The following is a 23,474-nucleotide window of genomic DNA, read 5'->3' as shown; positions in this document are numbered from 1 at the left end:
CCGCGGCCGCAGACGTCCTCGTCACCCCGGGGCCACCGTGACCGCATCGGCTGCTCGCCCACTTCGACATCGTTGTCACACAAGGGGATTCCATGCCTGCTCTCGCCCGCCGCCTCACTGCTGCCGCCGCTGCCGCGGTCGCCGTCGGGGGCGTCTTTCTCGCCGCCTTCCCCGCCGCGAACGCCGCCACCAGCTGCCGGGTGGCCTGGGGCTCGGCGCACAAGGCCATCAACCTGTCCAGCGCCGTGAGGGGACCCCCGCGACCGCGGTGCGCACCGGGCACCACGCGTGCCACGACCGCGTCGTCTTCGAGCTCAACGGCCGCACCGGCGCCACCGTCGCGGGCTACGTCGGCACGGCAAAGGGCCCGCAGGTCATCGCCGTCGGATCGCGCACCCAGCTGGTGCCCGTCGGGGTCAAGCCCGGCGAGGCGCTCCCGGCCAGCTTCACGACCGTCCGCGGCGTGGTCTGTGCCGGCAAGGTCGACGGCCGCGGCCCGTATGCCGTCCCCCCTGCCGGTCAGCCGGCCACGGCGAGGGCGAAGGGCAGCACGTGGGTCGCCCCCGCAGCACGCAGGGCCCGGCCGGCGACGGTCATGGTCCAGCGGGAGTCGACCAGGTCGTCGACGAGCAGGACCGCACCGGGCGACAGCTCGAGGTTGTCGCGGACCAGCGGCCCGGCGGCCACGCGGTCCCACACACCGGCGAGACGATAGGCGCTGTTGCCGCCCCGGTCACCCGTCGGCCCCCCGTCGACGAGGTCCATCGGACCGAGGTCGACCATGCGGCCCATCGCCGCGAGTCCCCGGGCGAGCGACTCCACCAGCTGGGGGCGGGAGCGGGAGGGCACCCAGGTCACGGCGACCGGTCGCTCGGCCCAGTCCCAGTCGCGCAGCACCGGCACGCACCCCCGCAGGAGCGCCTCGTCCGCCGGACCGTCCGGGCCGGCCAGCAGGGTCCGCACCCGCTGCCCCCACCCGAGGTCGGTCAGCCGGGCCAGCGCACGACCCGGCTCCACCTGCTCCTGCGGCCCGATGCGTCCCTTGACGTCGACGCCGAGGCGGGGCATCCCGCTCGGCCACTGCGCCCGCGGCTCCACGAGCACCCCGGGGCGGTCGAGCCGGGTGCGGGCCTCGACGACGGCCCCCTCGGGGACGCCCTCGGGGTACCACGCGCCCGCGCACACGTCGCACCGCCCGCACGGCGCGGCCGAGGGGTCGTCGAGCACCCGCTGCAGGAAGGCCATGCGGCACTCCTCGCCGCGCTGGTAGGCGAGCATGAGGTCCTGCTCGCGCTCGCGCGCCTCGGCCACCCGCGCGTAGCGCTCGGCGTCGTAGGTCCACGACGCGCCCGTGGCCGTCCAGCCCCCCTGGACCCGGTGCACCGCCCCGTCGACGTCGAGGACCTTGAGCAGCAGCTCGAGCCGGGTGCGGCGCACGTCGACCACCGTCTCGAGGGCGGCCGTGGACAGGGGGCGGGCTGAGGCGGACAGCGCGGCGATGACGGCGTCGGCCTGCTCGGGCCGGGGCATCGAGGCGCTTGCGAAGTAGGACCAGATGTCGCGGTCGGACGCCGACGGCAGCAGCAGCACGTCGGCCCGCGCGACCCCGCGGCCGGCACGCCCGACCTGCTGGTAGTAGGCGACCGGCGAGCTGGGGGAGCCGAGGTGCACCACGAAGCCGAGGTCGGGCTTGTCGAAGCCCATCCCGAGCGCGCTCGTGGCGATCAGTGCCTTGACCTGGTTGGCGCGCAGCAGGCCCTCGAGCTGCTCGCGGTCGGCGGGGTCGGTGCGCCCGGTGTAGGCCCGCACCTCGTGACCGGCCTGACGCAGCGCCTCGGCGACGTCCTCGGCCGCCGACACGGTCATGGCATAGACGATCCCGCTGCCCGGCAGGTCGCCGAGGTGCGCGGTGAGCCACCCGAGCTGCTGCTCCGCCGAGCCCAGCCGGAGCACACCGAGCCGCAGCGAGTCGCGGGCCAGCGAGCCGCGCACGGTCAGGACCTCGTGGCCACCGACCTCCAGCTGCTCGGCCACGTCCGACACCACCCGGGCGTTGGCGGTCGCCGTGGTCGCCAGCACCGGGACGTCCCTCGGCAGCTCGGCCAGCAGGTCCTTGATCCGTCGGTAGTCCGGTCGGAAGTCGTGGCCCCAGTCGCTGACGCAGTGCGCCTCGTCGACGACCAGGAGCCCGCAGCGGGCAGCGAGGCCCGGCAGCTGCTCGTCGCGGAAGCGCGGGTTGTTGAGCCGCTCCGGGCTCACCAGCAGCACGTCCACCTCGTCGGCGGCCAGCGCGGCTGCGACCTCCCCCCAGGCGTCGGCGTTGGCGGAGTTCATCGTCACCGCCCGCACCCCGGCGCGCCCGGCGGCGGCGACCTGGTCGCGCATGAGCGCCAGCAGCGGCGACACGATGATCGTGGGGCCCGCCCCGGCTGCGCGCCGCAGCGCGGTCGCCACGAAGTAGACCGCCGACTTGCCCCACCCCGTGCGTTGCACCACGAGCACCCGCTGCCGTGCGGACACCAGCGCCGCCACCGCCTCGAGCTGGCCGTCGCGGAAGTCGACGTCCTCGCGCCCCACGAGGCGCCGCAGCGCCGTCGTGGCGTCCTCGCGCACCGACTCGGTGTCCACGTCGACGGCGGGCGCGCTCGGCATACGGGCCTGGTTGCTGGTCATGCCCACACGCTAGACGCCGGGCCCGACAGACCCCCCGGCTGCGCCATGATGGTGCCATGGCCGACGCACCCAGCGACCTCCGCCCGACGAGCGTCTACCGGGTGGACGTCCCCCTCCGGTGGAGCGACATGGATGCCTACGGGCACGTCAACAACGTCGAGTACCTCCGCCTCCTGGAGGAGGCGCGCGTCGAGGCCTTCCGCGCGTGGTTCGGTGAGCACGACCCCGTGCTCGGTCGCGCAGTACTGGTGGCGCGCAGCGAGATCGACTACCTGCGGCCGCTGGAGTTCCGGCACGCCCCGGTCGCCGTCGACATGTGGGTGTCCAGGCTGGCCGGCGCGTCCTACGACCTGGGCTACGTCGTGCGCGACCCCGAGGGCGTGGGCGACCAGGTCTATGCGCGGGCCGAGTCGACGATGGTGATGTACGACTTCGCCGACGCCCGCCCACGGCGGATGACCCCCGAGCAGCGCGAGACCCTCGGACGCTACCTCGGGGACCCGGTCGGGCTGAGGCGGCGCCGGTGACCGGGGCGCTCGTCCTGGCCGAGGCCGGCACCGCCTCCGACCTACGGACCTACGTCGCGCGGGCGGCCGCCGCCGACCGCGAGGGTGCGATGCGCCTGCAGGTGCAGGGGACCGTGCTGGCCGCGTATGCCGCGGTCCTGCCCGGTTCCGGGCTGACCGCAGAGGGACTGGTGCTGGGGCTGCGCACCATGCGTCTGGCCGAGCCCGCCGACCTCGACGTCACCGTGCCGCTGGGCGCGCTGCTCGACCGGTTCGCGCACGACCAGGGCACCCGGGTCCCCGTGCCGCCCACCGAGGTGCGGGTGCCCTGGGCAGGGCAGAGCCCGCCGCGTGCTGGCTGGGTGCCGATCGGGCGCGTGACCGGCGCCGAGCTCCACGAGGCGGCGCAGTCGGGGATCGCCGACGTCGCGCGCGGCGCGGGCACGGGCTCCGGGGGGCTCGCGGTCGCGGGGCTGAGGCACGCCGTGTGGGCGCGGCCCGTGGTGGCCGCCGAGGTCGAGGGACTGCCGTCGGGGATGGCCTTCGCCGCGCAGGTCCTCGGCTTCGTCGGCGAGCAGCCGGCCACGGTCCATCGCTGCGGGCGCTGGCTGCGGCTGTCGACGCCGTCCGGTCACGTCCTCGCGCGCTGACGGCCCACCGGCCGGGCCCGGGACCCGGCGAGGACGACGAGGCCGGCCGACGCCGCGCACAGCGCCCAGATCAGCGTGTAGGCCCCGGCGTCCGCGCCGGCTGACCGGTGCATCCCGGCAAAGACCGAGCCCGTGAGCGCGACGCCGAGCGCGGAGCCGAGGGTGTCGGCGAGCTGGAGCGAGGACGACACCTCGCCGTGCCGCTCGACCGGCGTGAGGTCGAGCCCCAGCACGGAGATGGTGGACATGGCCAGGCCCATGCCGATGCCCATCGCGGTGGCGGCGACGGGGACGAGCCAGGCGGACAGCCCGAGCCCGGTGATCGCGGCGAGCCCCAGCAGGCCGACGGCGAGCGAGGCGCCACCGGCCCCGAGCAGGCGGAACCGGTCGCGCACAAAGGCGTCACGCCCCTGCAGCGCCGCACCCACGGACCAGCCGAGAGACCCGAGGGTGAGCATGACCCCCGCCACGGTGCCGCTCGTCCCGCGCTCGTTGAAGAGCATCAGGGGGATGAAGGTGATCGCCCCGTTGAAGGCCGCGGTGAGCAGGAACCGGGACATGGTCACCGACGGGAGGCCGCGCGCCAGGCGGAGGGTCCCGGGCGGGAGGAGGCGCGGGGCGACGACGACGACCAGGACCAGACCGACGCCCGCGACGGCCACGGGGGCGGCCTCGAACGGCTCCACGTGCTGCGAGCCCCACTGCAGGACACCGGCGCCCACGGCGACCAGCGCCCCCGCCAGGGCGGCTCGCCGGTGGCTGCGGCGCTCGCGCCCGGACCCGGTGCGACCCGGCGGGGCGACGAGTGACCGGCGTGCCCAGGTGAGGACGGTGGTGACCAGGATCGGTGGCACGACCACGAGAAAGACCCACCGCCAGGACAGCGCCTCGGTGAGCCAGGCCGCGAGCAGCGGCCCGACGATGGCGGGCAGCACCCACGCGGCAGACACCCAGCCAAAGACCTTGGGACGCAAGGACTCTGGGTACGCGCGACCGATCATGACGTAGAGCGCGACGACGAGCAGGCCGCCGCCGAGGCCGGCGATCATCCGCCCCGCCAGCAGCACGGGGAAGCTGTCGGCCAGCCCCGCGACGAGCGAGCCGAGCGCGAGACCGGCCTGGCCCACGAGGGTGGCGGGCAGCGGGCCGCGCAGGTCGGTCCAGGTGCCCGACAGGACGGTGCCGAGCAGCTGTGCGGAGAGGAACAGCGAGAACGCCAGGCCGTACGCCCGGACCGCGTCGAGCTCGTCGGCGACGGCCGGCATGGCGGTCGTGACCGCCATGGACTCGAAGGCGACGAGGGTCACCTGGGCGATCATGACGATCGTGACGAGCCGGTATGCCGGACCCATGGGCCCTTGCGGGGTGGAGGTCACGGCGGGGATCACGCCCCCACGGTAACCGGGGTGGCCGGGGGCGGCGGCGGCTCGTGCCACTGACCGCGCTCGATCAGGACGGTGCGCAGGGTGTCGATGGCGTCGCTCACCAGGCCGTCCACCCCGAGGTCCAGCAGCTCGTGCATCTCCTGCGCGTCGTCGATGGTCCAGACGTGGATGTGCTTGCCGCGCCGGTGAGTCGCCTCGACCAGGGCCGGCGTCACCAGCTCGACGGACCGGCCGGCGAGGGTGTAGGTGCGGGGGATCTGCAGCACCGGCGCCGGAGTGCTGAGCCACTGCGTGACGAGCCGCGGCAGGAACCGCAGGCTGGCCACCCCGGCGCCGCCCGCGGCCGTCGCGAGGCGTGGCCCGAGCAGCTCGCGCACGTGACGCAGGCGTCGCTGGGAGAACGAGCCGACGCACACGCGGTGCAGCGCGCCGGCCTGCAGGAGGGCCTGGGCCGTCGGGACGACCGCGCCGGGGGCCTTGATGTCGATGTTGAACCTCGCGTCGGGCAGCGCCTCGAGCAGCTCGGTGAGCAGCGGGATCGGCTCGCCCGCGATGCGCGCCTGCCGGACGTACTCCCACGGCAGGTCGGCGATCGCGCCGCGACGGTCGGTCACCCGGTCCAGCCGCGCGTCGTGGAAGGCGACGACCTGGCCGTCGAGGGTGGCGTGGACGTCGGTCTCGAGGTAGCGGTAGCCCAGGTCGTAGGCGCTGCGGAAGGCCGCCAGGGTGTTCTCCCGCCCGTGGTTCGGTGCGTAGGCGGCGCCCCCGCGGTGGGCGAGGGCCAGGGGCCGGGGAGCGTCGAAGTAGGGGAACTGCGCAGCCTTCACGTCCCCAACCTACGGCCCGGGGCGCGCCGGCCGGCGCAGGTCGCGGATCTCCGGGTGGGACCCGACGACCTGGGACGTGGCCGAGCTCAGCGGGTGCGCGCCCAGACGGTGGTGTCGGTCGGGACGAGCCCCTCGGGCGTCAGCGGGCCGCTGGCCACGACGACCTCGGACCCGTCGGGCAGCGGGACCGCCTCGTCGCCGAGGTTGGCGAGGACCAGCAGCCGGTCCGTGCCGCGCTCGTTGACGACGGCGACCACGTCCTCGCCATACCCCTGCTGCCAGTCCAGCGCCCCCACGCCGAGGTCCAGCTCGCGGCGGGTGGCGAGCAGGGTGCGGTAGAGCTCGAGCGTCGAGCCCGGCTGCCCCGCCTGGAGGTTCGCCGCGAGGTCGGCATAGGCGTCGGGCTGGGGGAGCCAGGTGCGCTCCGAGGGGCCGAACCCGTTGCCGGGCGCGCCCCCGACCCAGGGGAGCGGGATGCGGCAGCCGTCGCGGCCGATCTCGGCCTCGGGGGTGCCCTTGGTGCGGTGGTAGGCCGGGTCCTCGCGCAGCTCGTCCGGCAGGGTCGTGTGGTCGGGCAGCCCGAGCTCCTCGCCCTGATAGAGGTATGCCGAGCCGGGCAGCGCCAGCATCAGGGCCGTGGCAGCCCGGGCCCGCCGCAGGCCGAGGGCAGCGTCCGGTTGGGGGCAGGTCGCGTCGATGCCGTTCATGCGCGGCGACCCCACGGGGTAGCCGAGCCGGGTCGCGTGCCGCACCACGTCGTGGTTGGACAGGACCCAGGTCGTGGGGGCGCCGACGCTCTGCGCGGCCTCGAGGGAGCGCGTGATGCGCTCGACGAGGTCGGCTGCGCGCCAGGGGGAGTCGAGGAAGTCGAAGTTGAACGCCTGGTGCATCTCGTCGGGCCGGGTGTAGGCCACGAGCCGCTCGATCGGCGTCACCCAGGCCTCCGCGCACAGGATCCGGTCGCGCTCCGGGTCGCCCTCGGGGTTGTGCGCGTCGAGCACCTGGCGCCAGCCGCGGTAGATCTCGTGGACGCCGTCCTGGTCCCAGTAGGGGCTCGCGCTGGTGGGGTGGGCCTCGCCATCGCCGGAGATCATCTCGGTGTGGGCGTCCCAGTCGCGAAAGCTCTGGTCCTTGGCGAGGCCGTGGGCCACGTCCACCCGGAAGCCGTCCACGCCCCGGTCGAGCCAGAAGCGCAGGATGTCGTGGAACTCCTCGCGCACCTCGGGGTGCTCCCAGTCCAGGTCGGGCTGCTTGGAGTCGAACAGGTTGAGGTACCACTGGCCGGGCCGGCCGTCGGCCTCGGTGACGCGCGTCCACGCGGAGCCGCCGAAGACGGACCGCCAGTTGGTGGGCGGCAGCTCGCCGTGCTCGCCGCGACCGTCCTTGAAGATGTAGCGGGCTCGCTCGGGGGATCCGGGCCCGGCGGCGAGGGCCGCCTGGAACCAGGCGTGCTCGTCGCTGGTGTGGTTGGGCACGAGGTCCACCACGACCCGGATCCCCAGCTCGTGGGCCTCGGCGATCAGCTGCTCGGCGTCCGCCAGCGAGCCGAAGAGGGGGTCCACGTCGCGGTAGTCGCTCACGTCGTAGCCCGCATCGGCCTGGGGCGAGGTGTAGAAGGGGGAGAGCCAGACCGCGTCGACGCCGAGGTCGCGCAGGTAGGGCAGCTTGGCGGTGACGCCGGCGAGGTCGCCCATGCCGTCGCCGTCCCCGTCCGCGAAGGAGCGGGGGTAGACCTGGTAGATGACGGCGTGGCGCCACCAGGCGGGGGGCTCGGTCGAGGGTGCGGTGGCCGGGGGGACGGCGGTGTCGGGGGTCACGTCTCCATGTTGCGCCATGGCGGCGGTCCCTGTGAAATCGACTGCAATTCGTGCAAGATCTTGCAGGAACTGGGATGCCGGGACGTGCGACCGGCTCAGTCCGGTCGGTTGACGAGCGAGTGTGCCGCCCGCACGAGGTAGTCACGCAGCAGCAGGTCGTGCGTCTCGTCGAGGTCCAGCGTGTCGACGGCGGCGAGCATGTGGTGCAGCCAGCGGTCACGCATGGCGGGCGTGACGGCGAACGGCACGTGCCGCATCCGCAGGCGCGGGTGACCACGCTGCTCGGAATAGGTCGTGGGGCCACCCCAGTACTGCTCGAGGAACATCCGCAGCCGGACCTCCGCGGGACCCAGGTCGTCCTCGGGATAGAGCGCGCGCAGCTCCGGGTCCCCGGCCACGCCGCGGTAGAACTCGCGCACCAGCCGCTCGAAGGTCGGCGCCCCGCCGACCTCGTCGTAGAACGTCACGTCGTCTCCCGGTCCCGTTGGTGGACGTCCAGGGTATGCCGCGCCCCCGCCGCGTCTGGTCGCCCCCGCCGCGTCCGCGGCGGCTACTTGGCGGTCCCGGCCCCGCCATACGGCAGGACCCCCGGCCCGAAGCCCGGCATGACCGGCAGCGAGACCCCCTGGTCCGCAAGGGCGGCCATCACCCGGGAGCGCACCTCTCGCCCGACGGGGACATTCTCGTTGGGCGCGCACTTGACGATGATGCGGACCGTCGCGACGCCGCCGACGATGGACTCGACGCCGCCGACCTCGGGCTGCTCGATGACCTTGCCGAACCACTCCTCCTCCTTGTCCAGGCCGCGGATCGCGCGGGAGATGATCGGCATGACCTTCTCCATGGACTCGGTGACGGGGACAGGGATGTCGACCAACGCCGTGGACCAGCCCTGGGAGCGGTTGGCGATGCGGAGGATCTCGCCGTTGCGGATGTACCAGATCACCCCGTTGAAGTCGCGGATCGTGGTGAGCCGCAACGAGATGTCCTCGACGGTGCCGATCACCTCGCCGGTGTCGACGACGTCGCCGACGCCGTACTGGTCCTCGATGATCATGAACATCCCGGACAGGTAGTCCTTGACGAGGCTCTGCGCGCCGAAGCCGAGCGCGACGCCGCCGACGGACGCCGAGGCGAGCAGCGGCGCCATGTTGAAGCCCAGCTCGTCGCCGACCATCAGCGCCGCGACGAAGGCCACCGTCACCGTCGTCACGGAGCGCAGCACGGCGCCGAGCGTGCGGACCCGCTGCTCCTGACGGGCGCTGCTGACGATGCTGGGGTCGCTGAAGATCTTGGCCGCCTTGCGCGCCTGCCGGCGGATGACGGGCAGCTCGGCCGTGTCGACGCGGGTGACGTTGACCGCGGCGGCCTCGGCGCGCTCCGAGCGCAGCAGCAGGCCGTTGACGAATCCGTTGATGGCGCGGTGGATCAGCCAGCGGGTGGCGACGGCACCGAGGACGATTGCCACGATCGTGAGGGGCGCCCCCTGGGCCCATGCCCACGCCGACTCCCAGGTCACGGCGAGCGCTTGGAGGACGGACGAGGAGGTGCTGGCAGTCATGCCCTCATCATGGCGGGTCGACCTTGGCGGACGCTGTCACCGCCGTGACACACTTCACCCGTGACTGACGCACCCTCCACCGACCTCATCGAGCTCGCGCGCGCCCACGGGGTGGCCACGGAGTACTGGGACTGGCAGGGGGACCACGTGACCGTGCCCGCCACGACCATCGTGGCCGTGCTCGCCGCCCTGGGCCAGCCGGCCGCGACCGATGACGAGGTGCGCGCCTCGCTCGCGCAGATCCGCGACCGCGAGTGGCGTCAGGCGCTCCCGCCGGTGCTGGTCGTGACCGAGTCCGAGAGCACGACGATCCCGGTGCACCTGCCCCACGGCGAGTCCGTCACGGTGTCCGTGCGGCTCGAGGACGGGTCGCACCGTCCCCTGGACCAGGTCGACAGGTGGGTCGACCCTCGCGTCGTGGACGGTCGTCAGGTGGGGGAGGCGACCTTCGCGGTCCCGGCCGGCCTGCCGCTCGGCTGGCACGAGATCAGTGCCTCGTATGCCGGGGCCACGGCCACCTGCACCCTGGTCGTCACGCCAGACCGCCTCGAGGTGCCCCCGTCGCTGCGCGACCACCCCGCCTCGGGCGTCATGACGCAGCTCTACGCCATGCGCTCCAGCCGGTCCTGGGGGATGGGGGACGCCGCTGACCTCGCCGAGCTCGCCGCGTGGGCCGGCGAGGAGCTGGGCTCGGACTTCGTCCTCGTCAACCCCCTGCACGCCGCCGAGCCCGTCCCGCCGGTCGAGCCCTCGCCCTACCTGCCCACCACCCGTCGGTTCATCAGCCCGCTCTACATCCGCGTCGAGGACATCCCCGAGATGGGCTACCTCACCGCCGCGGACCGCGCGCTGCTGCAGTGGCACGCCGACGACGCGGTGCGGCTCAACGACGTCGACCTCATCGACCGCGACGCGTCCTGGCGTCTCAAGGACGCCGCCCTGCGGCTCGTCCACAAGCAGCCCCGATCGCCTCGGCGTGAGCGGGACTACCGGGCCTTCTGCGGGCGGGAGGGGCAGGGCCTGGTGGACTTCGCGACGTGGTGCGCGTTCACCGCGGCCTACGGCGAGGACGAGGCCGAGTGGCCGCAGGAGCTGCAGGACGCGACCAGCCCGGCCGTCGCCGCCCGCCGCGAGGAGCTGGCCACCGACGTCGACTACTACTGCTGGCTGCAGTGGGTCGTCGAGGGCCAGCTGGAGCAGGCCCAGCGGGTCGCCCACGAGTCGGGCATGCGCCTCGGCCTGATCCACGACCTGGCCGTCGGGGTGCACCCGAGCGGCGCCGACGCCTGGGGGCTGCGCGACGCGCTGGCGCGCGGCGTCACGGTGGGGGCGCCGGCCGACCAGTACAACCAGCTCGGCCAGGACTGGAGCCAGCCGCCGTGGCGCCCCGACCAGCTCGCCGAGCTGGGCTACGCGCCCTACCGCGACATGCTCCGGACCGTCCTGCGCTCGGCGGGCGGCCTGCGGGTCGACCACATCATCGGGCTGTTCCGGCTCTGGTGGATCCCGCAGGGCTGCAAGCCCTTCGAGGGCACCTACGTCCGCTACGACCACAAGGCGCTCATCGGGATCCTCGCCCTGGAGGCGCACCGCGCCGGCGCCGTCGTCATCGGCGAGGACCTCGGCACGGTCGAGTCCTGGGTGCGCGACTACCTCGCGGACCGCGGGATCATGGGCACGTCCATCCTGTGGTTCGAGCGCGACTACGAGCACGGCGGCGAGCCGATCCAGCCCGAGCAGTACCGCCGCCTGTGCCTGGCCACCGTCACCACCCACGACCTGCCCCCGACCGCGGGCTACCTGCAGCAGGTGCACATCGACCTGCGCCACGAGCTGGGCCTGCTGACCCGCTCGATCGAGGAGGAGCGCGCGAGCGAGGTCAAGGAGCAGGCCGGCATCACGGCGCTGCTGCGCTCGCGCGGGCTGCTGCGCGAGGACGCGAGCGACGAGGACACGATCGAGGCGCTGCACAAGCTGCTGTCGTGGACGCCGGCGCTGCTGCGCGGCATCTCGGTGTCGGACCTCGCGCAGGACCGGCGGATCATCAACCAGCCGGGCACCGATGAGGAGTACCCCAACTGGCGCATGCCGCTGGCCGGCGCCGACGGTCGGCCCGTGCTGCTCGAGGACCTCATGCGCTCGCGCTGGGCACGCCGCCTCGCCCGCACCCTCTGACCTACCGGGGGTAAGGGCATCAGCCGGCCTTCGTCCCCCAGGCTGATGATCCGGCCGGGGGTAGGGGCATCGGCCGGGCTTCGTTCGCCAGGCTGATGATCCGGCCGGGGGTAGGGGCATCGGCCGGCCTTCGTTCGACAGGCTGATGATCCGGCCGGGGGTAGGGGCATCGGCCGGCCTTCGTTCGCCCGTCTGATGATCCGGCCCCCGGTAGGGGCATCAGCCGGGGTTAGTTCGCCAGGCTGATGATCCTGCCCCCGGTAGGTGGACGCGCCCCCGCCGGGCGTCCGAGACGTGGACGCTCGGATTACCAAATGTTTGCCTATGCATAAGGTGACCTTCGGTCAGCCCATCGGTGGGCAGGCCATCCCACCTACGCCGGCGCCGACCGCGCCCCGCCCCGGAGGACACTCATGTCTCGCACGCCCTGGACCACCCGTCGCACCGCCCTCGCCGCCGCCGGCGCGGCGATGATGCTGACGCTGACGGCGTGCGGCTCCGGCTCCGGCTCGGACCAGGCGGCGGACAACCCGCTCGGCCTGCAGCGCCCTGGCGTCCTGCACGTGGGCACGCTCACCGACGCCCCGCCCAACGTCTACCTCAAGGACGGCCAGTTCACCGGCTTCGACAACGACCTGCTCAAGGCCGTCGCCGCCAAGCAGGGCCTCAAGGTCGAGTTCGCGGGCACGGACTTCTCGGGCCTGCTCTCGCAGGTCAAGTCGGGCAAGTATGACGTCGGCTCGTCCTCGATCACCATCACCGAGAAGCGCAAGCAGACCGTCGCCTTCACCAACGGCTATGACTTCGGGTACCTCGGGCTCAACGTGCCCGCCGGGTCGTCCCTCACGAGCTTCGACCAGCTCGCGGGCAAGCGCGTCGTGGTGGTGCAGGGCACGGTCCAGGACGACTACGCCACCAGCAAGAAGCTCGATCCCGTGCGCGTCCCCGACTACAACGGCGCGATGAACCAGCTCAAGGCCGGCACCGTCGACGCGTGGATCAGCCCCGCCGAGATCGGCGAGAAGCTCGCGGGCGAGTCCGGGGGCAAGGTGCGCCTTGCCGCCAAGGAGCTCAGCCCGACGCCAATGGCCTACGCCGTCGCCCAGGACAAGACCAAGCTCAAGGACGCGCTCGACAAGGGCCTGGACGAGGTCATCAAGGACGGCACCTGGCAGAAGCTGGTCAACCAGTACTACCCGGGCCGCAAGACTCCGGCGGACTTCACGCCGGGCAGCGGCGCGGTCACGATCACGCGGTGACGCGCGGTGGATGTCCTCGACACCCTCAGGGAGACCTTCTTCGACCTCGACGCGATGCGGGAGGCGCTGCCTGACCTGATCACGGTCGGGCTGCCCAACACCCTGCTCCTCGCGGTCGTGTCCGCCGTCATCGGGACGATCCTCGGTATGGCGCTCGCGGTCGCCGGCCTGTCGCGGCACCGCTGGCTGCGGTGGCCTGCACGCGTCTGGACCGACATCTTCCGCGGGTTGCCGGCCGCCGTCACCATCTTGCTCATCGGTGTCGGTCTCGCGCCCGTGGGGCTGCAGATCTGGGGCAACAACCCCTACCCGCTCGGCATCCTCGCGCTGTCGCTGATCGCGTCGGCCTACATCGGCGAGATCTTTCGCTCCGGCATCCAGAGCGTCGAGGCCGGGCAGATGGAGGCCTCACGGGCCCTGGGGTTCAGCCACAACGCCGCGATGCGGCTGGTCGTCATACCCCTCGGTGTCCGCCGCGTGCTCCCGGCCCTGGTCAACCAGTTCATCTCGCTGATCAAGGAGTCCTCGCTGGTCTACTTCCTGGGGCTGCTGGCCAGCCAGCGCGAGCTGTTCCGGATCGGGCAGGACTACGCCGCCAACACCGGCAACCAGTCCGCGCTACTGCTGGCCGGGCTGTTCTACCTCGTCATCACGGTGCCGCTGACCCACGTGGTCAACGCCATCGACCACCGGCTGCGCCACGGGCGCCGGTCGGACGGCGAGGAGCCCGGCGCGCGCGGCTCCGACGCGCCGGACTCTCCGGACGCGGACGCCCTCGCCCTCACCCAGGAGGCCCACTGATGACCCGCGAACCGTCGTCCGCCGACCAGCTGCGCATCGACCGGCCGGCCGCCGACCAGCGCTCCGTCGACCCGCTCTCCGTGGAGCTGCGCGACGTGCACCTGGCCTTCGGGCGCAACCGGGTCTTGCGCGGGGTCGACCTCGAGGTCCCGGCCGGCAGCACGACCTGCGTCATCGGGCCCTCCGGGTCCGGCAAGTCGACGCTGCTGCGCGTCGTCAACCGGCTGCTCGAGCCGGATCGCGGCGACGTGCTCCTCGGCGGGCGCAGCGTCCTGCGCGACGACCCCGACGAGCTGCGCCGGCACGTCGGCATGGTCTTCCAGCACTTCAACCTGTTTCCGCACAAGACCGTCGCCGACAACGTCGCGCTCGGGCCGCGCACACTGCTGGGTCTGTCCCGTGACGAGGCGCGGTCGCGGGCCCTGACGCACCTGGAGTCGGTGGGGCTCGCGCACAAGGCGGACGTGCGGCCGTCGTCGTTGTCCGGCGGTCAGCAGCAGCGCGTCGCGATCGCGCGGGCGCTGGCGATGGACCCGCGGATCATGTTGTTCGACGAAGCGACGTCCGCGCTCGACCCCGAGCTCGTCAAGGGCGTGCTCGCCATCATGCGCGACCTCGGCGCGTCGGGCCTGACGATGCTCGTGGTGACGCACGAGATGGGCTTCGCGCGCGAGGCGGCCGACCAGGTGGCCTTCATGGACCAGGGGGTCGTGGCCGAGCATGCGGCACCGGACGTGCTGTTCGAGCGACCGGCGAGCGAGCGGCTGCGGCGCTTCCTCTCCCGCGTCCTGTGACGATCTCAGGTCGTGTCCGTCTGGTCTGCCACCCCGGGCGGACCTGACCGAGGGCAGCTGGGGACTCGGGCCGTATGCCGGACCGGCCGCCGTCTCGCCGAGCGACTGCATCCGGCGCCACCCGCCCATCTCGCCGCGCCTCCGCCCACCCCACCGCGGCAGCGGGGTGGGGGGGCAGTTGTGCACCCCGGAGCCCCCAACCCGGCGCACGCCGGAACCCCGCCCCGGCGCACGACTGCACCCGCCGGGGGTAGGAACATCAGCCTGGCGAACGAAGGCCGGTCGATGCCCCTGCCCCCGGTGGGTCGGTACTACCCCCGGCGGGTCAGGCGGAGGCGTCGCGCGTCTGCACCCGCAGCGCCCGTTCCACCGTGTCCCGGTGCTCCGAGATCGCCCGCACCAGCCCCGAGGGGGCGTCGGCGTTGGCCGTCAGCCAGGCCGACGTGGCGTCGAGCAGCCGCCGGTCCGCGAGCGGCATCGGATAGAACGCGTCCGCCACGACCTCGGCCAGAGCGAACGAGTGCCGCGCCCACATGTCCCGCAGCATCGCGAAGTACCGCTCGACGTACGGCTCGAGCAGCGTCACGTCGTGGACCCGGGTGAAGCCCTGCCCCGTGGCCCCCACGATGGTGTTGGACTCGGACCCGTCCTCCACGCCGCGGCGCCAGGCCTCGGCCTTGGCCTCGGCAGTCGGGAGCGCGGCGACAGCCACGGCGGCGTGCTCCTGGCCCGACGCCGTCCGGTCGCGCCCGAGCTCGGCCTCCACCTCGGCACGCCCCACGCGGCCCGCGGTGGCCAGGGCGGTGAGCAGCGTCCAGCGCATGTCGGTGTCCACGGCCAGGCCGTCCAGGACGAGCTCCCCGGCATACAGGCCCTCGAGCAGGTCCAGGTCCTCCGGTCGGCGTGAGATGGACGCAAGGGCCGACACCAGCTGGAGCTGGGCGTCGCCGCCCGGGGCCGCCGTCTCGACGAGGCGCCGCAGCTCGGCGGCCACGGTGGCGCGCGCCTCGGCCCGATGGTCCGGCGCCACGTAGGCCGCGAGCGCGGTGGACAGCTGGCCGAGCAGCACCCGCAGCAGGGTCGCGTCCGCCTCGCCGTCGATCGCCCGCAGGGCCAGCGCGACGTAGTCCCGGGCCCGCATCTGGGCATCCCGGGTCATGTCCCACGCGGTCGCGAGGGCCAGCGCGCGGGGGAGGGAGTCGGTGAACGCCCGCGGGTGCTCGACCACGGTCGCCAGGGAGCGCTCGTCGAGCCGCAGCTTGGCGTAGGCGAGGTCGTCGTCGTTGACCAGCAGCAGGTCGGGCACGGGCTGGCCGACCAGCATGGGCAGCTCGGTGCGCCCGCCGTCGACGTCGACCTCGTGGCGCGCCACCCGCACCAGCGAGTCTCCTTGCAGCGCATAGCACCCCACCGCCAGGCGGTGCGGCCGCAGGACGGGGAGGTCGGCGGGGGCGGTCTGCACGATCGCCGCCGACTCGATCACGCCGTCGACGACCGACAGGTCCGGGGTGAGCGTGTTGACGCCGGCCTGCTCGAGCCACAGCTGCTGCCAGCGACCGAGGTCGCGCCCGGACGTCGCCTCCAGCTCGGTCATGAGGTCACCGATGGTGGTGTTGCCCCACGCGTGCTTGGCGAAGTAGGCCCGGATCCCGTCGCGGAAGGCCTCCCGCCCGACGTAGGCCACGAGCTGCTTGAGCACGGATGCGCCCTTGGCGTAGGTGATCCCGTCGAAGTTGGTCTCCACGTCGTGCAGGTCGCGGATGTCGGCGGCGATGGGGTGGGTGGACGAGAGCTGGTCCTGGCGGTAGGCCCAGGCCTTCTCCGCCGTCGCGAAGGTCGTCCACGCGGACTCCCACCGGGTCGCCTCGGCCTGCGCCGTCGTGGACGCCCACTCGGCGAAGGACTCGTTGAGCCACAGGTCGTCCCACCAGGTCATCGTGACGAGGTTGCCGAACCACATGTGCGCCAGCTCGTGCAGGATCGTCAGGGCACGACGCTCGACGAGGGCGTCGGACACCTTGGCGCGAAAGACGTACATCTCGTGGAAGGTCACCGCCCCGACGTTCTCCATCGCGCCCATGTTGTACTCCGGCGTGAAGACCTGGTCGTACTTCGCGAATGGGAAGGGCTGGTCGAACTCCTCCTCGAAGAACGCGAATCCTCGCTTGGTGCAGTCGAACAGGTTGTCATGGTCGACGTACGGCGTCAGCGAGCGCCGGCTGAAGATGCCGAGCGGGATCTCGCCGGCGCGCGTCGAGACGGTGTCGCGGACGACGTCATACGGGCCGGCGACCAGGGCGGTGACGTATGACGAGATGCGCGGGGTCGCCTCGAAGGCCCAGGTGGCAGCCGGCGCTGCGGACTCGTCCCCGTCCGCACGGGCCACCGGTGTGGGCTCGGGGGTGGGGGAGCAGCTGATGACCTGCCAGTGCGCCGGCGCCGTCACGGTGAACGTGAACTCCGCCTTGATGTCGGGCTGCTCGAAGACGACGAACATCCGCCGCGAGTCGGGCACCTCGAACTGCGTGTAGAGGTAGACCTCCCCGTCCGCGGGGTCGACGAACCGGTGCAGGCCCTCGCCGGTGTTCATGTAGGTCCCAGTCGCCCGCACCGTCAGCTCGTTGCGAGCCTGCAGGCCCGGCAAGGAGATCCGCGCGTCGGCGACGTGCGTGGCGGGGTCGAGCGACTCGCCGTTGAGGACGATCTGCTCCACCGAGGTCCCGATGAAGTCGATGAACGTGCTCGCCCCCTCCTGCGCGGCGCCGAACCGCGCGGTGGTGGTGGTGCTGAAGGTCGTCTGGCCGGTCGTCAGGTCGAGCTGCACGTCGTAGGACACGTCGCTCACGAGCTGGGACCGGACACGCGCCTCGTCGCGCGTGAGGTTGGTGCCTGGCACGGATGGGCCTTTCGGTGGTGCTGGCGCGCCCCGGAGCGCGGGGAAGCGGATGGCCGCCTCATCCTTGCAGGAATCCCGCCCGACGTCCCCACGGATCGCGGCAGCGCACTCGACCCGTCGCGCGATGACGCACGGGTGGGGTGCGTGCTGGCAGGATGGCGTCGTGAGCGACACGACCGAGACCACGCAGCCCCAGACCAACTACCCGTCCGTCGAGATGTTCTTCGACCCGGCCTGCCCGTGGGCGTGGATGACCTCCCGCTGGCTCATGGAGGTCGAGCGCGCCAAGGGGATCACCGTCACCTGGTCGGTGATGAGCCTCGCGGTGCTCAACGAGGGCCGTGACCTGCCCGAGGACTACCGCGACCTGATGGACCGCGCCTGGGGTCCGGTCCGTGTGATCATCGCCGCGGCTCGCGAGCACGGCGAGGACGTCGTCAAGCGGCTCTACGACGCGATGGGCACGCGCATCCACCTCCAGGGCGACAAGGACTTCCGGTCGGTGGTGCAGGGAGCGCTCGCCGAGGTCGGTCTGCCGGCCGAGCTCGCGTCGTATGCCGAGCCCACCGCAGGCGACGAGACCGACCGCGCCCTGCGCGCCTCGCACGAGCGCGGCATCTCCGCGGTGGGCGACGAGGTCGGCACCCCGATCGTCATCGTCGACGGCGTGGCGTTCTTCGGACCCGTGGTGTCCCCGGCCCCCAAGGGCGAGGACGCGGTGAAGCTGTTCGACGGGTGCGTGCTCGTCGCGGGGACGCCCGGCTTCTTCGAGCTGAAGCGCACGCGCGACGTCGGCCCCATCTTCGACTGAGTCTGCCTCGGGCAGGCCCGTCCGGCCGACCCCGCACCCGCCCACCTCACCTGCAGGAGCCCCGCCATGCGCATCCACGTCGGCGCCGACCACGCCGCCCTCGAGGCCAAGACGGCCCTCATCGATCATCTCCGCCAGGCCGGTCACGATGTCACCGACCACGGCCCCTTCGTCTACGACGCGGAGGACGACTACCCCGTCTTCTGCCTGCGCGCCGCCGAGGCCGTCGCGGCCGACGACGACGCGCTGGGCTTCGTGCTCGGCGGGTCCGGCAACGGCGAGCAGATGGCAGCCAACAAGGTCGCCGGCGTGCGCGCCGCGCTCTGCTACGGCCCCGAGCTGGCCCAGCTGGCGCGGGAGCACAACGATGCCCGCATCTGCTCGATCGGTGGGCGGTTCACCACGCCCGAGGAGTCCCTGGCGATCGCCGACGCCTTCGTGGCCACGCCGTTCTCCGGGGTGGAGCGGCACGCCCGCCGCATCGCGATGCTCGACCGCTACGAGGCCACGGGCGAGCTGCCGGACCTGCCCGACAGCGCCCGCTGAGACCCCGGCGGTGTGACTCCTGGGGCGCGGGTGACGGCTGAGGCGTCGTCGCGGCCGTCACTGTGCGTGTCCAGGCCATGTCCGTTGTGTCCACCCTGCACCGGACCGTCCGGGTGAAGGTCAGGCGAACGGCGCATCTCGTTCGGGTGTTTCGGGCACGCAGCGTCCCTCGGTCTGCTCTAGTGGAGACCGAGCATCCCGCTCGCTCCCCATCACGGAGGAAGTCCTCATGGCCGTCCACGTCGGTCACCCCACCCGCACCCCGCAGGCCCCCGTCCTCACCTGGCTCGTCGCCCCGGCCCTGGTCGCCCTCGGGGTGCTCCTCGCGCTCGCCGCGGTGGTCACGGTCGTGATGGGGATGGCGCCTTTCGCGCTCGCGTCCCTGGTCGGACTGGTCGCCGCCGTCGGCGGATTCTGGACGATGCTGGACCGTCGCCAGCGCTGACCTGCCTGGATGCCGAAGGCCCCGCCGCCCTCCGAGGAGAGGCGACGGGGCCTTCGCGCCGCCCGGCGGGGCGGGCTGGAGCGGGTGACGAGAATCGAACTCGCGTAGCTAGTTTGGAAGACTAGGGCTCTACCATTGAGCTACACCCGCAGCGTGGCACGACGGGGAACCGTCATGACGGGCACTGCACAGGGTAGTGGCCGCACCGGGCCCGCGGGAAATCCGACACCCCGCCTCGCCGTTCGCGCGTGCGGGGCCGCGCGCCGGGACCGGTAGGATCGAGGCTTCACGGGCTGTGGCGCAGCTTGGTAGCGCGCGTGCTTTGGGAGCACGATGTCGCAGGTTCAAATCCTGTCAGCCCGACCACGCGAGGGCCCGCCGGACGTCTCCGGCGGGCCCTCGCGCGTCTGGTCGTCCGCGTCGGCGGGGGCCGCTCGGCCGTAGCATGGCTGGGGGCCGTGACGGCGGCCCGTGGCATCCTCGCCGGCGGCGGGGATCTCTACCTCGCAGGCGGGGTGGAGTCGATGAGCCGGGCGCCGTTCGTGATGGCCAAGGCCGAGAGCGCCTACCGCCGCAGAGCCGAGGTGCACGACTCGACGATCGGCTGGCGACCGAGATCGCGCCCGTCATGATCCCCCAGCGCCAGGGGCGTCAGCGACGGTGCCGCGGCCCTGCTGGTGGCTAGCGAGCGCGCCGTCGAGGAGTTCTCCCTGGAGCCGCTGGCCCGCATCGACGGCGCGGCGGCGGCCGGCCTGGCGCCCCGGGTGATGGGCTACGGCGCGGCGCACGTCAACCCGCACGGCGGGGCCATCGCGCTCGGCCACCCCCTCGGCATCAGCGGTGCCCGCCTGGCCCTGACCGCGGCGATCTCGCTCGCCGACGGTGGCCACGACCACGCCCTCGCCACCATGTGCGTCGGCGTCGGCCAGGGTGTCGCCATGCTGCTCTCCCGCCCCTGAGGCGGGTCTGCTCGGGCCGCCGATAGGGTGGCGGCATCCGTCACGACGAAGTGAGGAAGGAAAGACATGGACAAGGTGGTGTCCTCCGCCGAGGAGGCCGTGGCCGACATCGGCGACGGAGCCTCGCTGGCGGTCGGCGGCTTCGGCCTGTGCGGCATCCCGAGCGTGCTGATCCGGGCGCTGCACGAGCAGGGGGCCACGGACCTCGAGCTCGTCTCCAACAACTGCGGCGTTGACGACTGGGGGATGGGGATCCTTCTGGCGGACAAAAAGATCCGCCGCATCCAGGCGTCCTACGTCGGGGAGAACAAGGAGTTCGAGCGGCAGTACCTCTCCGGGGAGCTCGAGGTCGAGCTCACCCCGCAAGGCTCCCTCGCCGAGAAGCTCCGCTGCGGCGGCTCGGGGATCGCCGGCTTCTACACCCTCACCGGGGCCGGCACCCAGGTGGCCGAGGGTGGCCTGCCCCTGCTGCACGACGCCGACGGCAGGGTCGTCAAGACCTCGCCGCCCAAGGAGACCAAGGTCTTCGACGTCGACGGCGAGCCCAAGACCTTCGTGCTCGAGGAGGCCATCAGCTGTGACTTCGGTCTGGTGCGCGCCTGGCGCGGCGACCGGCACGGCAACCTCGTCTTCCGCGAGGCCGCCCGCAACTTCAACCCCGTGTGCGCGATGGCGGGCCGCGTGACGATCGCCGAGGTCGAGGAGCTGGTCGAGCCCGGGGATCTCGACCCGGGCGACGTGCACCTGCCCGGGATCTACGTCCAGCGCGTCGTGGCGCTGACGCCCGAGGAGGTCGCCGACAAGCGGATCGAGCGCCGCACGGTCCGTCCGGCAGCCACCGCACCCACCGCAGACGAGCAGAAGGAGGCGTGAGCGATGGCGCTGACGCGTGAGCAGATGGCCGAGCGGGCCGCCCAGGAGCTGCACGACGGCGACTACGTCAACCTGGGCATCGGGCTGCCGACGCTGGTCCCCAACTACGTGGCCGACGACGTCGAGCTCGTCCTGCAGTCCGAGAACGGCATCCTCGGCACCGGTGCCTACCCCGTGGAAGGCACCGAGGACCCCGACCTCATCAACGCCGGCAAGGAGACCGTCACCGTCCGCAAGGGCGCCAGCTTCTTCGACTCGGCGACGTCCTTCGGGATGATCCGCTCCGGCAAGGTCGACGCCGCCATCCTCGGGGCCATGCAGGTGTCCGAGCATGGCGACATCAGCAACTGGATGATCCCCGGCAAGATGGTCAAGGGGATGGGCGGCGCGATGGACCTGGTGCACGGCGCCAAGAAGGTCATCGTCCTCATGGAGCACACCGCCAAGGGGGGCGCGCACAAGATCCTCGCGGAGTGCACGCTGCCCTACACCGGCAAGGGCGTGGTCCAGCGGATCATCACCGACCTGTGCGTCTTCGACGTCACCGCGCAGGGCCTGGTCCTGCGCGAGCTGTTCGACGGCGTCACCGAGGACGAGATCCGCGACAAGACCGGCTGCGACTTCACCGTCGACCTCGGCTGACGCTGCCGGGCGTGGCCCGGTGGCGGCTTCGTGTCCCGATGACCGTTAGGGATAGGCGGGGCGAGCCGATAGCATGGCGAGAGCCTCGGCTCGGCCGAGGCCCCTTGTCGATGTCGCCGGCCGCCTCCCGATCCTCCACCGAGGCGTGGCGGTGGGGCGCCGGCGAGGGCCACAGACCTCTAGCACAGACCATGGAGCAACCGCAGTGAAGAGTGCCGTCGAGAACCTCAGCCCGACCCGGGTCAAGCTGACCGTCGAGGTCCCCTTCGAGGAGCTCAAGCCGAGCATCGACGCGGCGTACAAGACCATCGGCCAGCAGGTGCAGGTTCCCGGCTTCCGCCGCGGCAAGGTCCCCGCCCGCATCATCGACCAGCGCATCGGCAAGGGCGCCGTGCTGCAGGAGGCCGTCAACGAGGCGCTCCCGCAGTTCTACGGCCAGGCCATCGACGAGACCGGCCTCAAGCCGCTCTCGCAGCCCGAGGTCGACGTCACCGAGATCCCCCTCGAGGACGGCCAGCAGCTGGCCTTCGCCGCCGAGCTCGACGTTCGCCCGACCATCGAGATGCCGGACTTCACGAGCCTCACGGTCGACGTCGACGACGTCGAGGTGACCGAGGAGGACGTCAACGCCAACCTGTCTCAGCTGCAGGAGCGCTTCGGGAGCCTCGTGGGTGTCGACCGCGCCGCCCGGACCGGCGACTTCGTGTCGATCGACCTGGCCGCGTCCATCGACGGGGAGGAGATCGACTCGGTCTCCGGCGTCTCCTACGAGATCGGCTCCGGCAACATGCTCGAGGGCATGGACGACCACCTGGTCGGGGTCAAGGCCGACGAGAGCACGACCTTCACCGCGCCGCTGGCCGGTGGCGACCGCGCCGGTCAGGAGGCCGAGATCACCATCACCGTCCTGTCCGTCAAGGAGCGCGAGCTGCCCGAGCTGGACGACGAGTTCGCCCAGCTGGCCTCGGAGTTCGACACGATCGACGAGCTGCGGGCCGACGTGACCGCGCAGACCGAGCGCGCCAAGAAGTTCGAGCAGGGCACGCAGGCCCGGGACAAGGTCCTGGCCCAGCTGCTCGAGACGGTCGAGATCCCGCTGCCCGAGGCCCTGGTCGAGGCCGAGGTCGAGTCCCACTTCGCCGAGGGCTCGGAGGAGGGTCACGACACGGCCGAGCACCGCGAGGAGGTCGCCAAGAACGTCCGCGAGGCCATGAAGGGTCAGTTCCTCCTCGACGCCATCGCCGAGGAGCGCGAGGTCCAGGTCGGGCAGCAGGAGCTCATCGAGTACCTCGTGATGCAGGCCCAGCAGTACGGCATGGACCCCAACCAGTTCGCCCAGATCATGGACTCCAACGGCCAGGTGCCCGCCATGGTCAGCGAGGTGGCTCGCCGCAAGGCGCTGGCCACGGTGCTCGAGGACATCACCATCAAGGACGCCTCCGGCAACGTCGTCAACCTGTCCGACCTGGACGTCGAGGTCGAGGGCGCTGACGACGAGGCCGCCGACGACGCCGAGGCCACGCCGGCCGAGAAGGCTCCGGCGACGAAGTCCCCGGCCAAGAAGGCTCCGGCCAAGAAGGCCGCTGACGAGGCCGCGGTGAGCGAGGACTCCGCCGAGGGCGCCGAGGAGGCCAAGCCGGCCAAGAAGGCTCCGGCGACGAAGTCCCCGGCCAAGAAGGCCCCGGCCAAGAAGTCCGCTGATGAGGCCGCGGCGAGCGAGGACTCCGAGGGGGCCAAGCCGGCCAAGAAGGCTCCCGCCAAGAAGTCTCCCGCCAAGAAGGCCCCGGCCAAGAAGGCCGCCAAGGACGAGGACGCTGCGGACGCCTGATCCGCACGCCCGCTACGGCACCACCC

Annotated in this window: 21 protein-coding genes and 2 tRNA genes; 15 read left to right on the top strand and 8 right to left on the bottom strand. The window is 72.5% G+C overall.

All coding sequences use genetic code 11. From position 1 onward, the window contains the following. Positions 1-519: 519 nt before the first annotated feature. Positions 520-2,673 carry a RecQ family ATP-dependent DNA helicase gene (locus tag ACF3NS_RS14745; protein WP_392466997.1) on the bottom strand — a complete coding sequence of 718 codons (2,154 nt, stop codon included), beginning with the start codon at positions 2,671-2,673 and terminating at the stop codon, positions 520-522. A 56-nt stretch (positions 2,674-2,729) separates the two neighbouring features. Here ACF3NS_RS14745 and ACF3NS_RS14740 point away from each other — a divergent pair, with 56 nt between their 5' ends. Further along, positions 2,730-3,200: a thioesterase family protein gene (locus tag ACF3NS_RS14740; RefSeq protein ID WP_154592606.1), complete on the top strand. Its 471-nt coding sequence runs from the start codon at positions 2,730-2,732 to the stop codon at positions 3,198-3,200. Further along, the gene (locus ACF3NS_RS14735) at positions 3,197-3,829 is read left to right on the top strand and encodes a hypothetical protein (protein WP_392466994.1); all 633 of its coding nucleotides are present in this window, start codon (positions 3,197-3,199) and stop codon (positions 3,827-3,829) included. The genes ACF3NS_RS14740 and ACF3NS_RS14735 overlap by 4 nt, the downstream gene beginning before the upstream one ends. Here ACF3NS_RS14735 and ACF3NS_RS14730 read toward each other — a convergent pair. From ACF3NS_RS14730 to ACF3NS_RS14710, 5 genes are all read right to left on the bottom strand, one after another. Next, a complete protein-coding gene (locus tag ACF3NS_RS14730) occupies positions 3,811-5,217 on the bottom strand; it encodes an MFS transporter (protein WP_392466992.1) in 1,407 nt (468 codons plus the stop codon). The two genes, ACF3NS_RS14735 and ACF3NS_RS14730, sit on opposite strands and share 19 nt — an antisense overlap. Beyond that, positions 5,214-6,041: a glycerophosphodiester phosphodiesterase gene (locus ACF3NS_RS14725; protein WP_288799508.1), complete on the bottom strand. Its 828-nt coding sequence runs from the start codon at positions 6,039-6,041 to the stop codon at positions 5,214-5,216. The genes ACF3NS_RS14730 and ACF3NS_RS14725 overlap by 4 nt, the downstream gene beginning before the upstream one ends. Positions 6,042-6,127: 86 nt before the next feature. Beyond that, positions 6,128-7,876: an alpha-amylase family glycosyl hydrolase gene (locus tag ACF3NS_RS14720; RefSeq protein WP_288799510.1), complete on the bottom strand. Its 1,749-nt coding sequence runs from the start codon at positions 7,874-7,876 to the stop codon at positions 6,128-6,130. 77 nt (positions 7,877-7,953) lie between these two features. Next, positions 7,954-8,325: a globin gene (locus ACF3NS_RS14715; protein WP_392466988.1), complete on the bottom strand. Its 372-nt coding sequence runs from the start codon at positions 8,323-8,325 to the stop codon at positions 7,954-7,956. 83 nt (positions 8,326-8,408) lie between these two features. Then, positions 8,409-9,419, bottom strand: a complete 1,011-nt coding sequence (locus ACF3NS_RS14710; RefSeq protein ID WP_288799513.1) for a mechanosensitive ion channel family protein — start codon at positions 9,417-9,419, stop codon at positions 8,409-8,411. A gap of 60 nt (positions 9,420-9,479) precedes the next feature. Here ACF3NS_RS14710 and malQ point away from each other — a divergent pair, with 60 nt between their 5' ends. From malQ to ACF3NS_RS14690, 4 genes are all read left to right on the top strand, one after another. Next, entirely contained in the window at positions 9,480-11,594 is a 2,115-nt protein-coding gene (gene malQ / locus ACF3NS_RS14705) for a 4-alpha-glucanotransferase (protein ID WP_392466985.1), read from the top strand. Positions 11,595-12,007: 413 nt separating this feature from the next. Continuing rightward, positions 12,008-12,853, top strand: coding sequence for an ABC transporter substrate-binding protein (locus ACF3NS_RS14700; RefSeq protein ID WP_230082677.1), 846 nt, complete (start codon positions 12,008-12,010; stop codon positions 12,851-12,853). 6 nt (positions 12,854-12,859) lie between these two features. Then, positions 12,860-13,654 (top strand): amino acid ABC transporter permease, encoded by a 795-nt coding sequence (locus ACF3NS_RS14695; protein ID WP_288799138.1) that lies wholly within the window; start codon positions 12,860-12,862, stop codon positions 13,652-13,654. Further along, the gene (locus tag ACF3NS_RS14690) at positions 13,654-14,448 is read left to right on the top strand and encodes an amino acid ABC transporter ATP-binding protein (RefSeq protein ID WP_154592601.1); all 795 of its coding nucleotides are present in this window, start codon (positions 13,654-13,656) and stop codon (positions 14,446-14,448) included. The genes ACF3NS_RS14695 and ACF3NS_RS14690 overlap by 1 nt, the downstream gene beginning before the upstream one ends. Before the next feature lie 325 nt (positions 14,449-14,773). On the opposite strand, the gene pepN is transcribed toward ACF3NS_RS14690, so the two are convergent. Next, the gene (pepN, locus tag ACF3NS_RS14685) at positions 14,774-17,344 is read right to left on the bottom strand and encodes an aminopeptidase N (RefSeq protein ID WP_311966414.1); all 2,571 of its coding nucleotides are present in this window, start codon (positions 17,342-17,344) and stop codon (positions 14,774-14,776) included. A gap of 217 nt (positions 17,345-17,561) precedes the next feature. Between pepN and ACF3NS_RS14680 the strand changes: the two genes are divergently transcribed. The 3 genes from ACF3NS_RS14680 (at position 17,562) to ACF3NS_RS14670 (ending at position 19,146) form a co-directional block, all read left to right on the top strand. Continuing rightward, positions 17,562-18,155 carry a disulfide bond formation protein DsbA gene (locus ACF3NS_RS14680; protein ID WP_154592662.1) on the top strand — a complete coding sequence of 198 codons (594 nt, stop codon included), beginning with the start codon at positions 17,562-17,564 and terminating at the stop codon, positions 18,153-18,155. Positions 18,156-18,221: 66 nt separating this feature from the next. Beyond that, the gene (locus ACF3NS_RS14675) at positions 18,222-18,701 is read left to right on the top strand and encodes a ribose-5-phosphate isomerase (RefSeq protein WP_154592599.1); all 480 of its coding nucleotides are present in this window, start codon (positions 18,222-18,224) and stop codon (positions 18,699-18,701) included. 229 nt (positions 18,702-18,930) lie between these two features. Further along, on the top strand, positions 18,931-19,146 hold the full coding sequence (locus ACF3NS_RS14670) for a hypothetical protein (RefSeq protein WP_154592598.1): 216 nt from the start codon (positions 18,931-18,933) through the stop codon (positions 19,144-19,146). Positions 19,147-19,222: 76 nt separating this feature from the next. On the opposite strand, the gene ACF3NS_RS14665 is transcribed toward ACF3NS_RS14670, so the two are convergent. Beyond that, positions 19,223-19,296: transfer RNA gene (locus ACF3NS_RS14665), tRNA-Gly, on the bottom strand. A 139-nt stretch (positions 19,297-19,435) separates the two neighbouring features. Between ACF3NS_RS14665 and ACF3NS_RS14660 the strand changes: the two genes are divergently transcribed. From ACF3NS_RS14660 to tig, 6 genes are all read left to right on the top strand, one after another. Then, positions 19,436-19,512 (top strand) — tRNA-Pro (locus tag ACF3NS_RS14660). A 92-nt stretch (positions 19,513-19,604) separates the two neighbouring features. Continuing rightward, positions 19,605-19,778, top strand: a complete 174-nt coding sequence (locus ACF3NS_RS14655) for a hypothetical protein (protein WP_283809749.1) — start codon at positions 19,605-19,607, stop codon at positions 19,776-19,778. Between the two features lie 45 nt (positions 19,779-19,823). Then, positions 19,824-20,105 (top strand): hypothetical protein, encoded by a 282-nt coding sequence (locus tag ACF3NS_RS14650; protein ID WP_288799142.1) that lies wholly within the window; start codon positions 19,824-19,826, stop codon positions 20,103-20,105. Positions 20,106-20,171: 66 nt separating this feature from the next. Beyond that, positions 20,172-20,978: a CoA transferase subunit A gene (locus ACF3NS_RS14645; RefSeq protein ID WP_154592597.1), complete on the top strand. Its 807-nt coding sequence runs from the start codon at positions 20,172-20,174 to the stop codon at positions 20,976-20,978. 3 nt (positions 20,979-20,981) lie between these two features. Next, a complete protein-coding gene (locus ACF3NS_RS14640; RefSeq protein WP_288799143.1) occupies positions 20,982-21,620 on the top strand; it encodes a CoA transferase subunit B in 639 nt (212 codons plus the stop codon). 205 nt (positions 21,621-21,825) lie between these two features. Continuing rightward, entirely contained in the window at positions 21,826-23,448 is a 1,623-nt protein-coding gene (gene tig, locus ACF3NS_RS14635; RefSeq protein ID WP_289033584.1) for a trigger factor, read from the top strand. The last annotated feature ends 26 nt before the right edge of the window (positions 23,449-23,474 follow it).

Origin of the sequence: Arsenicicoccus cauae (assembly GCF_043162025.1) — a bacterium.
Taxonomy (GTDB): Bacteria; Actinomycetota; Actinomycetes; order Actinomycetales; family Dermatophilaceae; genus Arsenicicoccus; species Arsenicicoccus cauae.
This window is presented reverse-complemented; position numbering and strand designations above follow the sequence as displayed.

Excerpts from the sequence above, each read along its gene's own strand:
- ACF3NS_RS14740 (WP_154592606.1), top strand. The coding sequence starts at position 2,730 with ATGGCCGACGCACCCAGCGACCTCCGCCCGACGAGCGTCTACCGGGTG.
- ACF3NS_RS14745 (WP_392466997.1), bottom strand. The coding sequence starts at position 2,673 with ATGACCAGCAACCAGGCCCGTATGCCGAGCGCGCCCGCCGTCGACGTG.
- ACF3NS_RS14645 (WP_154592597.1), top strand. The coding sequence starts at position 20,172 with ATGGACAAGGTGGTGTCCTCCGCCGAGGAGGCCGTGGCCGACATCGGC.
- ACF3NS_RS14640 (WP_288799143.1), top strand. The coding sequence starts at position 20,982 with ATGGCGCTGACGCGTGAGCAGATGGCCGAGCGGGCCGCCCAGGAGCTG.
- ACF3NS_RS14670 (WP_154592598.1), top strand. The coding sequence starts at position 18,931 with ATGGCCGTCCACGTCGGTCACCCCACCCGCACCCCGCAGGCCCCCGTC.
- ACF3NS_RS14720 (WP_288799510.1), bottom strand. The coding sequence starts at position 7,876 with ATGGCGCAACATGGAGACGTGACCCCCGACACCGCCGTCCCCCCGGCC.
- ACF3NS_RS14710 (WP_288799513.1), bottom strand. The coding sequence starts at position 9,419 with ATGACTGCCAGCACCTCCTCGTCCGTCCTCCAAGCGCTCGCCGTGACC.
- ACF3NS_RS14680 (WP_154592662.1), top strand. The coding sequence starts at position 17,562 with ATGTTCTTCGACCCGGCCTGCCCGTGGGCGTGGATGACCTCCCGCTGG.
- ACF3NS_RS14690 (WP_154592601.1), top strand. The coding sequence starts at position 13,654 with ATGACCCGCGAACCGTCGTCCGCCGACCAGCTGCGCATCGACCGGCCG.
- ACF3NS_RS14675 (WP_154592599.1), top strand. The coding sequence starts at position 18,222 with ATGCGCATCCACGTCGGCGCCGACCACGCCGCCCTCGAGGCCAAGACG.
- ACF3NS_RS14700 (WP_230082677.1), top strand. The coding sequence starts at position 12,008 with ATGTCTCGCACGCCCTGGACCACCCGTCGCACCGCCCTCGCCGCCGCC.